Annotated in this window: 1 pseudogene; it reads right to left on the bottom strand. The window is 31.9% G+C overall.

From position 1 onward, the window contains the following. Positions 1–513, bottom strand: a pseudogene (locus DNK84_RS13860) (NAD-dependent epimerase/dehydratase family protein); the annotation flags it as partial. Between the last annotated feature and the right edge of the window lie 61 nt (positions 514–574).

The following is a 574-nucleotide window of genomic DNA, read 5'->3' as shown; positions in this document are numbered from 1 at the left end:
CACTTTTTCAAGAACACCACCGTTACCGATAACAACCCCAAAACGCATGATTGTGTACCTAGCTAGCGGAGAATCCACTAAACATTTCTCCCAACTATCAACAACTTGCTGACCAAAAGTTAAGTTATCAAACTTTCTATCATGCTTTTCTTCATCCTGAGGAATATCAGAAAAATTATAATAGCCAATAGCACTAGCATTAATTAGCCAAATATTTTTATTACCTATTAATTCAACCAACCTAGTAGTTGGTTATATACGACTAGATATAATCTTATTCTTAACAGAGTTACTCCAACGCTTCTGACCAATGTTATAACCACATAAATTTATGACAATATCAAAATCAGATATCTTAACCTCATCAAGTTCAGACCAAGTTAATAAATCATCATAGTATCCAATTTTAGATTTTTGCGATCTAGTGAGTAATGTCAATCTATACTTAGGACTTATATATTTTGATAACTCCCTACCTACAAATCCTGATCCGCCTGCTACTAGTATTTTCATAAGATCTCCTAAAATCTTAACTTATACTACTATTATATTTGTAAAGTTTGACTAAGTAACA

The organism is Facilibium subflavum, from assembly GCF_003574485.1.
Classification (GTDB): Bacteria; Pseudomonadota; Gammaproteobacteria; order Francisellales; family Francisellaceae; genus Facilibium; species Facilibium subflavum.
The sequence above is the reverse complement of the archived record's forward strand: the minus strand, read 5'-3'. Positions and strand labels throughout refer to the sequence as shown.